Origin of the sequence: Vibrio sp. 10N.222.46.A1, assembly GCF_041473595.1 — a bacterium.
Lineage (GTDB): Bacteria > Pseudomonadota > Gammaproteobacteria > Enterobacterales > Vibrionaceae > Vibrio > Vibrio tasmaniensis_A.
The window spans coordinates 1-8,273 of the sequence record NZ_JBFRSN010000050.1; the positions used below are offsets into that span (position 1 = coordinate 1).

At 43.9% G+C, this 8,273-nt stretch carries 9 protein-coding genes and 1 pseudogene; 2 read left to right on the forward strand and 8 right to left on the reverse strand.

The window, feature by feature from the left end; genetic code table 11:
- A partial coding sequence (locus AB4496_RS02195) for an Ig-like domain-containing protein (protein ID WP_136975498.1) occupies positions 1 to 744 on the forward strand: 744 nt, incomplete at its 5' end.
- Positions 745 to 1,329: 585 nt separating this feature from the next.
- Here AB4496_RS02195 and AB4496_RS02200 read toward each other — a convergent pair.
- Positions 1,330 to 2,223, reverse strand: coding sequence for a dihydrodipicolinate synthase family protein (locus AB4496_RS02200; RefSeq protein ID WP_017100374.1), 894 nt, complete (start codon positions 2,221 to 2,223; stop codon positions 1,330 to 1,332).
- A 235-nt stretch (positions 2,224 to 2,458) separates the two neighbouring features.
- Here AB4496_RS02200 and AB4496_RS02205 point away from each other — a divergent pair.
- Positions 2,459 to 2,637 (forward strand): annotated as a pseudogene (locus tag AB4496_RS02205) (IS256 family transposase); the annotation flags it as partial.
- Between the two features lie 9 nt (positions 2,638 to 2,646).
- Here AB4496_RS02205 and AB4496_RS02210 read toward each other — a convergent pair.
- From AB4496_RS02210 to AB4496_RS02240, 7 genes are all read right to left on the reverse strand, one after another.
- Positions 2,647 to 3,579, reverse strand: coding sequence for a RimK family alpha-L-glutamate ligase (locus tag AB4496_RS02210; protein ID WP_017100375.1), 933 nt, complete (start codon positions 3,577 to 3,579; stop codon positions 2,647 to 2,649).
- A 16-nt stretch (positions 3,580 to 3,595) separates the two neighbouring features.
- Positions 3,596 to 4,336, reverse strand: coding sequence for an SDR family NAD(P)-dependent oxidoreductase (locus AB4496_RS02215; protein ID WP_017100376.1), 741 nt, complete (start codon positions 4,334 to 4,336; stop codon positions 3,596 to 3,598).
- 9 nt (positions 4,337 to 4,345) lie between these two features.
- Positions 4,346 to 5,518: an MFS transporter gene (locus tag AB4496_RS02220; protein ID WP_102258450.1), complete on the reverse strand. Its 1,173-nt coding sequence runs from the start codon at positions 5,516 to 5,518 to the stop codon at positions 4,346 to 4,348.
- Between the two features lie 88 nt (positions 5,519 to 5,606).
- On the reverse strand, positions 5,607 to 6,596 hold the full coding sequence (cysK, locus tag AB4496_RS02225) for a cysteine synthase A (RefSeq protein ID WP_017100378.1): 990 nt from the start codon (positions 6,594 to 6,596) through the stop codon (positions 5,607 to 5,609).
- A gap of 20 nt (positions 6,597 to 6,616) precedes the next feature.
- Positions 6,617 to 7,186, reverse strand: a complete 570-nt coding sequence (locus AB4496_RS02230) for a YqcI/YcgG family protein (protein WP_240798337.1) — start codon at positions 7,184 to 7,186, stop codon at positions 6,617 to 6,619.
- A gap of 49 nt (positions 7,187 to 7,235) precedes the next feature.
- Entirely contained in the window at positions 7,236 to 7,391 is a 156-nt protein-coding gene (locus tag AB4496_RS02235) for a hypothetical protein (protein WP_017100380.1), read from the reverse strand.
- Entirely contained in the window at positions 7,372 to 8,166 is a 795-nt protein-coding gene (locus AB4496_RS02240) for an arginase family protein (protein WP_017100381.1), read from the reverse strand. Before AB4496_RS02240 ends, AB4496_RS02235 begins: the two co-directional genes overlap by 20 nt.
- Between the last annotated feature and the right edge of the window lie 107 nt (positions 8,167 to 8,273).

Genomic DNA, 8,273 nt, shown 5'->3' on the forward strand with positions numbered 1-8,273 from the left:
GGAGTCACCAGTAACACAGTGGACGTGGAGGTGACCAATGCCATCGTCACCTCGCTCACCGTCACGCCTTCACAGGTCTTAGTCGCGAAAGGTCAAACACAACAGTTACTTGCAACAGCGACCTACAGTGATGGGACCTCATCAGATGTCAGCCGTTCGGTCACGTGGACACCGGATGAACCACAGACAGCAACGGTCACGCCTACTGGTTTATTGTCTGGGGACACAGTCGCCACCACGACGGTTGAGGCTTTCCTAGACGGAGTCACCAGTAACACAGTGGACGTGGAGGTCTATGCATGTAGGAGTACGGGAGCTTCATGTCTTGACATCTTCGATACTGGTAGTGGGAAATTGTTTACAAATTCACCATCCAAAACGTTCCTAGATAGTAGAGGAGGCAGTACAAATAAAGGTTTTACACAAGAAATAGGAACTTCAGGTCCTACTGGGGATTTCTATATTTTCGATTGGAATAACGCAGATTCATTGTGTGACACATATAATTCCAAGAGTATTGCAGGACGAACCAACTGGCGTTTAGCTACTGTGAATGAGTTAAGGGGACTATTCAACACAAATGGAAATATGTTTACTGCTCGTGGCTGGGCAGTCAGGATAAATTACTGGACATCAACGTCTCGTGGTCCGGGCTATGCCAATATATCTCTCAGAAATGGTCACTCTGGGCTCACTATGCCGAGCGACGACTATCTTTACGCATCGTGTGTCTCTGTTCCTTAGCGGCAAACGTCTGAGTCTTAGATTTCTCTCTCAAAACCACCTACCTCGGTAGGTGGTTATATTAGTGATTTTAATAAAGTGCTTGGCAGGTACTTTAATACATTAGTTAGTTATCAAGATAAAACCTAGGCAGATAGATATTGAGATGAACTGGTAGTCTTCTTCGATGAAATAACCTACCAGAAGTGCCGAAGTATATTGATGATGTCAGCTAACTTAAATATCTTGGTTATACCTATTATTGGTATTGTTTCTGGATATTACCTTCTAAAAGAGGGTGTTTTAGGTTTTGACTTATTAGGTATAAGTTTTTTGTTGTCGGCAATTGCCATCTGTAGTGGATAAGGGCATTTGGCCAACAACATGCAGGGTGGTCGTATGGTTGTAATACTAGAAGTAATCCGCAAAGTCAGGATGTTCTATGGTTCGTAACTCAGAAGTGTCCAGCTTCGTGCTGACAGGGTAGATCACATTTTACCCGTGGCAGCTAGATTAGTAAAAACACTGACACGGTTTTGGTCCAAAGCTTGCCATCTTGATTTTGGGTCGAAAAATCCCGTAAGAAATTTCACTCTACATATAGTGTTAAGCGAGATCTAACTCTGAGATAATTTCTTGCAGAATGAGCTTGGATTCACTATCTAATCCTGTCAAAGGGGTTGGTAAACATGGGGATTCAGCATAGCCTAATATTTCTGCCGCACTGACCATCACCCTCATGGCACCGAGATTATCTGAGAACAATTGCCACAGTCTGTCATATCTTAGAGAGAGTTCTTTCGCTTGCGCAGGGGAAGAAATTTTGGCTTGCTTAAATAAGTATAGAGCGGTGAGTGGGAACAAACCTGCTAGGACGGAATACCAAACGTCACATCCTGCTTGAATGCCATTTGAAGCGAATACGTCACCACTAACTCCAATCGTTACATTGCCTGGCAGTAGTTTTCTGAGAGCTTGAACTCGGCATCCACCCTGATCTTCAAATTGCGCACCAGGGAACTTTATTGACTGCACCATTTTTAGCTTTGCAATCTCAGCATGGAGTTCGTGACTAAAGGTAAAATGGGTAGCAGCTGGGTTGTCGTATACACAGATAGGTACCGAAACGCTCTCCGATACACGTCGATAGAGTTCATAGACTTCTTCATCGAATAACCGATGATAAGAAATAGGCGCGAGTAAAAGACCTTTTACGCCGAGCTGCTCTGCTTGCTCAGCATTAGCAAGCACATCCCTTAATCGTAGCGACCCGATGCCAGCCAAGACAGGAATTTCTCCTGCCATTTCAACTGCTGTAGCAATCGCGTTATGTTTCTCTGATGCGTTTAAATACGGATATAAACCTGTTGACCCTAAGGCACATATAGAATCAACCCTTGCGTTAATTAAACGGCCAAGAATCTGACTATAAGCGGTCACGTCGATTCGTTCATCCGACATCGGGGTGATCGGGAAAGCACTGATTCCTTTAAATATCATAGATAAATTCCTTTCATTATGTGTGTTTACCGAGTGTTATGCGACCATAATGAGCCTATCGCAAATACATTAAACAGGATGGTAAAGATAGACAATGATCTGCACAGCCAAGACTGGACACCAAATTAAGTGACTTTCCATACCTGTAGTTATTCATGACTTTCTAATTTAGCAAAGGTACTGATTTATTTTTGTCCAGAAACTTCATAGGCTAAATTTTTATCCGTCACTTTTTATCTCGAAAGCCGTCAACAAAAGTAAGCTATTCCCAACGGATGAAGTGGCAGGGAAGACGATCTTCTTAGCGATCCAGGATGTCTCCGTACAATGGACGATGCCCATATAAGCAAATGGCGACAAGTTCTGAACCGCTTTATAATTATGTTCGAAGACCGATTAACTGCTTATAGGTAACCAGGGCAGTTACAAAGAATCCTTTATATATACAGGCTTTGGGGCTTTATCAATAATCGACTGCACAAATATATCAACGCATTCAGGCGTAAGTGGTAGGCTTAGTGATGGTTCGGTTATCTCAAGTTCCAGCAGCAGCGGCCGACCATTTTTACCTTCAATGAAGTCTAATCTCGCGTACAGAAGTGGTTGAGAAAGACCAAGATTGCTTTGTACTAACCTCAATATACGCTTCGCCAACGCCTTCTCTTCACTATTCGCTTCTTTTAGCTTGCGAAATTCCATGTCCGGCGTTTTAGTCTCACCACGTTGTGCGAGCAAAGGTTCCTTCTTAATCGCATGTGAGTACGTATGATCAAAGTAAATCATGTTCGTTTCACCATGCTCTTCAATCGTATGTAGGTATGGTTGAATAATGACGCCCTTACCTAGTCCTAATAGGTAACGCACATGCTGAGTTATTTTGTCTAAATCTTCGATGGACAGACGAATGACACCGAATGAATAGGCACCAACTGTTGGTTTAATCACGACTTCGTGAACTTTCCAGTAGTTATCTTGAAGATTAGCAACGGCTGCTTGAATCTCAGTTTCTGAGTAGATGATTTCTGTCGGGACAATTGGGACACCCTGCTTCTCGAGTTGTTTCAAATAACTCTTGTCTGAGTTCCATCTGATCACCGATAGAGGATTGAGCAGTACTGAACAATTTTCAACTTGTTGGCAAAATTCAATGAATGGCTCAATTTTCTCCATATAGGTCCACGGTGAGCGCAGGACAACCACATCATACATAGCCCAATCGTGGTTGGGGCTATCCCAAAATATCACATCAACTTCCACGTCAGTACGCTTAAAAGCGTCCAGAATATAAGGCATATCATAGTCGACAGCTAGGCTATCACTATCTGAGACTAAAGCGACTTTCTTTGTTGCGAGCATTTAACTATTCCTTTTACTACCAGGGAAGAAGGGATTCCATGTGAATAAACTGACCACTCACTAAGCTGTCAGCATCAAGTGCCACTTTTATCGCTGTGAGGGCTCCTTCTTTTGGGGTTAACATCCCATCGCCATCGTTTAAGTCGGTCTTTGTATAGCCGGGATGGATGCTATTTACCGTTATCGAGGTATCTCGAAGCTCATAGGCGAGGTGAGCAGTCCAAGAATTGAGGGCACTTTTTGAGGCACTGTACGCTGGTAGAGATTTAAATTCATCCGTGTATGCGTATGATTTGGTGTCACTATGTAACGTCACCGATCCCAATAAGCTCGATACATTGAGGATTTTTCCTTTCATTGAGCGCTTGAGTAAAGGTAAAAAGCTGCGGGTTACGTTTACCGTACCAAACAAATTTGTATTGAACGTTTCAAACCATTTTATGAGTGGTTGTTCAGACGGCGGTGTGCCATATTCTTCAACCCTTATTGCTGCGTTGTTTATAAGTATATCGACCTTACCAAACAAGGTTTCAACGATATGGACGGCTTCTTTGATAGATTTGTCGTCGGTAATGTCCATACATAAGCAATAGACTTCGATACCTTGGAGGTTCAGGTTAGCAGCAGCCTCTTTAATTGCTGCTGCTTTTCTACCAGCAAGCAGTACCTTATGACCTTGCTTGCCAAGTTCTGCTGCAATTTCAAAACCGATCCCTCTGTTTGCTCCTGTAATGAGCGAAATCTGTGAGTCTGACATTCAGCCTTCCTAGCTCTTAACTTTCATAAAGTGAGTTTGTTTCTTCCCTTCTATCAACTTTCCGACGACAATAATGAAACAAAGAGCCAGTAGAAGTGTTAGAAAACTGAGTATCGCCATCCAGTTACCGAAGCGCTGCGCTATGAATCCGGACGTAATTACAGGTATCGAAAATCCGACATAAGAATAGATGTACATGCCAGCCGTAGAGCTTGCCTTGTCGATGTTATGGTTACTCGTAAACTTAAGTAGCCCCGCCATATATGTGAAACCATAACTTGAAAGGCTAGTGCAACTGGCTCCGAAAAGAATGATCGTGATAGATTCATGATAGTAGCCAAGTGCTATGAGGCTAAACCCAAATACCGTAAAGAAACATCCCAATATTAGGCTTGAGTTTGGGTGCAAGCGTTTAGCAATGTGTTGAGTCAAAAAACCAGTGCAAATAGATAGGAAAACCATTAAGCCAGTCCAATCGCTTAAACCCATCTCATTGAGAAGTATTGGTACGATTGCGATGACCATACCCGTTGTAGCCCAAGCTAACATCATGCCTAAACCATACGACCACGTGTTGGTGGGGAAGCAAGGCAATGTAATGAGTTTGAGATTTGGTTTTATGGTTTGGTTGCTCGGCAATCGAACCAGCAACAACAACAACAAAGAAACGAGTAGAAATAGACTGAGGTAACTGTATGGCAGCACTGTCATGCCAGCTACGTTTAGGCTCACACTTGTCGCAAGTGCACCACTACCAAACCCCAACGACGTAGACGCGGCCACTAGCAACGTACCAAATTTTTGTTCTCGTTCATCAATAAGGTCGTATATATACGCTGAGACTGAGGTTGTGGTTAAGGCGGTAGCAACACCCAATAGCAGTCTTGCGACAAATAACGAGGTCCAATTTGGCTGAATGACGAGCAATGCCGTTGCCCCCGCACTTAACAATAGTGCAAGGAATATGGGTTGCTTCCTACCTACTTTATTTGAAATACCCCCTAGCATTAATAGAGTAGGCAATAGACCCAATACATAGGCAGCAAAGGCGATGGCGACCGCCGCGGGGCCCATGTTACTGTTTTCGGCATAAACACTGTAAAGAGGTGCTTGAAGGTTTACAGAGTAGGCCACACAGAACATGACCAACGCCAACACACTTAATGAAATTCGTTTTTCCATACGAGTATTCCTTTCGTTGATAATTATCGTTGATAGCGTTTACATGTCACGTGTACTATTAACATAAATCCAGTATTTAGAGGGTGAACTATGCATTACATTCAGCTGTTATAGACTCTTCGCTCCAAGTTGTAATAAAAGGGTCCGTTTCTTCATTACCAAGTTGATCAAACAACTCAGTAGACAAATATCTTTCTCCTGTATCTGGTGCCATTGCCAATATCACGCTTCCTTTAGATGCAGATTTAGCCACTTCTAAAGCTGTAGCTACCGTTGCCCCGGCAGAGATACCAACAAGAATGCCTTCGTGACGAGCTAAGTCACGTGCCGTCGTGATCCCCAAATTTCCATCAACAGTGACAAGGTTATCCACCACACTCTTATCCAGCACACTTGGTATGAAATCTGGGGTCCAACCTTGGATGGGGTGAACTTTCCATTGGTCCTTTGCGAGGATCTGAGCACCTTTAGGTTCTGGGACGACAATTTCAACCTCCGGTCGTGCCACCTTCAGCATCTGTCCAATACCCGTAAGAGTTCCGCTTGTACCAAAGCCTGTGACAAAGTAATCCAAACGCTTACCAGAAAAATCACTGAGTATCTCACTTGCTGTCGTTTCACGATGATAAGCAGGGTTAGCTGGATTATCGAACTGGCGGGGTCTGAACCATCCATTCTGAGCTGCAAGCTGGTCGGCAATTCGATTACCGCCGCTACTACCTTGTTCACTTGGGAACAAGATGACTTCACCACCGTAAGCGCGAATTAGCTTCCTGCGTTCTAGCGAATATCCATCCCCCATTACGGCGATAAATTTGTATCCTCTGGCTGCGGCAACCATGGCCAAGGCAATTCCAACATTACCTGAAGTGCATTCAATAATTGTGTCGTCTTTCTTGAGCAAACCTTTTGTTTCAGCGTCTAACACGATTGAGAGTGCAAGCCTATCTTTGACTGAACCAGCTGGGTTGAAAGACTCCACTTTGACATAAACCTCGACTCCCTTTGGAGCAAGATTGTTTAGTTTGACAATTGGAGTGCATCCAACAGTTTCTGTTATTGAGTTATATAAAGGCATCTACGTTCTCTCGTTAGTTTTTATTTGAAGGGACACAGTCTTGGTCGTTTCACACTAGCTTCTTGCAACTGATACTGACGCCATTCGAGGTTTTCTTCTTCTCCATAAAACCCCAACTCAGTTGGCATCACTCCGTTGTTGTATTTTTTGACACGATTTCGAATACGCTCTCGAGCCTGCCTGCCACCTTTCGTTTCACCATTAGCGACCATGTCAAAGACCTCCCTTGCGTTAATCACAAAATTAAGGCGTGAGCCGAGATTCCGATTTCTAAGCACTTGATGCTTGTCTGAGCTCATGTTGATAAACAGTTCGACACCATTAAAGCAGTATGTCCATTTAGATGCCTCGGGGTCGATAGGTATATGCCTAGGCCATTGAGCGACATCGTGCTCATGCGTCCAATTTAAGACTTCCCAACCAAGCTTGTGCGGTGCCATTGAAAGTGAAAGGTCCGGAGAAAAAAACACCACTAATGGCGAGAACATACGCTTATTAACTGGAGTGGAATTCAACATGTCCGTATAAGCAATCAGTCCATGCAAAAACGGGTAGTAAGTGTTGTGTTCATCCGACTCACAAAACAGCACTTGGATAGTCTTAGAGTTCCACGCTCTGCGGCTAAACAGGCAAGGGAACTCAGGGGGCGCTGACTCTCTTACTGAATTCTTCCCACGCTTCCTTCTTCCAGTTTGAAAACTGATTCAGTTCTTGCAACAGTTCTGCATGTGTATACAAGGTTTTATGTTGCTCATTAGGCGCAAGAGCCGCAGGGTTAGTTTTGATGATTTCCATGACTTAAACTCTTATTTTTTTTGAATAGCGCATCCACGGCTTGAATGATGAGATCTAGTCCTTCTGTATTGGCTACTGACGAGTGGCTATCTGCACAGAACTCAGCAAGTTCTAAGCCCATAATTTGGTTGTTAGGAAGTGACTCGAATAGATCCAATAATTGGGCGACTTTCAAGCCTCCCTCGACTTTGAAGTCAGCGGAAATCTGCCCCGGGTCCATAACGTCCCAATCCACATGAACCCAGACTTTGGAATCACCAATGAATTTGATGACTGACTCTGGCGTCAGAGTTGAAGGGGGAAAGTGCATGAGACCTGCATTATTAACGTTGTTAAGTTCTTTTTCATCGATGTCATGTACGCCAATTAAAGCAACATTATTAGGTTTAACTCCCGCGCCAAAACCGCTATCCCACAGGCCGCATGTAGCAGCCAATACCATCCCGCCGAGATAACCGGTTTCTGTCGTTTCAGGGGTATTAAAGTCACTGTGTGCATCGATCCATAGGACCTTTATGTCAGGAAAAGTCGATGCAACAACGGGCAGTGTCGCTAAGCTCGCTGAGCAGGTATTTGATGCAAATAGGACAGGGCTATCGCCAGTGGCTAGTAAATGGGAGATTTTTGTCTGCAACAGAGCGAGGGTCTTTCGAGATTCCTGGAGTGCAACACTCCAATCATCCGATTTCGTAGGCGATCGTTGCCCTACGTAGTTAGGTGTAATGTCATAATATAGAGCAAGTTTATTTGCTGTGAGCTTTGCGCCCTCGAGCATACGATCTGCTCTGTCCGCGACACGTCCTTGAGAGCAGAGTATTTGAAAAGGCATTTAGAAAGACGTCAATATATTAAAAATGAAGTCTTTTTATAGCTCAGCTAGAT

Coding starts and splice junctions, on each gene's coding strand:
- AB4496_RS02200 (WP_017100374.1), bottom strand. CDS start 2,223: ATGATATTTAAAGGAATCAGTGCTTTCCCGATCACCCCGATGTCGGAT.
- AB4496_RS02210 (WP_017100375.1), bottom strand. CDS start 3,579: ATGCTCGCAACAAAGAAAGTCGCTTTAGTCTCAGATAGTGATAGCCTA.
- AB4496_RS02215 (WP_017100376.1), bottom strand. CDS start 4,336: ATGTCAGACTCACAGATTTCGCTCATTACAGGAGCAAACAGAGGGATC.
- AB4496_RS02220 (WP_102258450.1), bottom strand. CDS start 5,518: ATGGAAAAACGAATTTCATTAAGTGTGTTGGCGTTGGTCATGTTCTGT.
- cysK (WP_017100378.1), bottom strand. CDS start 6,596: ATGCCTTTATATAACTCAATAACAGAAACTGTTGGATGCACTCCAATT.
- AB4496_RS02235 (WP_017100380.1), bottom strand. CDS start 7,391: ATGGAAATCATCAAAACTAACCCTGCGGCTCTTGCGCCTAATGAGCAA.
- AB4496_RS02240 (WP_017100381.1), bottom strand. CDS start 8,166: ATGCTCGAGGGCGCAAAGCTCACAGCAAATAAACTTGCTCTATATTAT.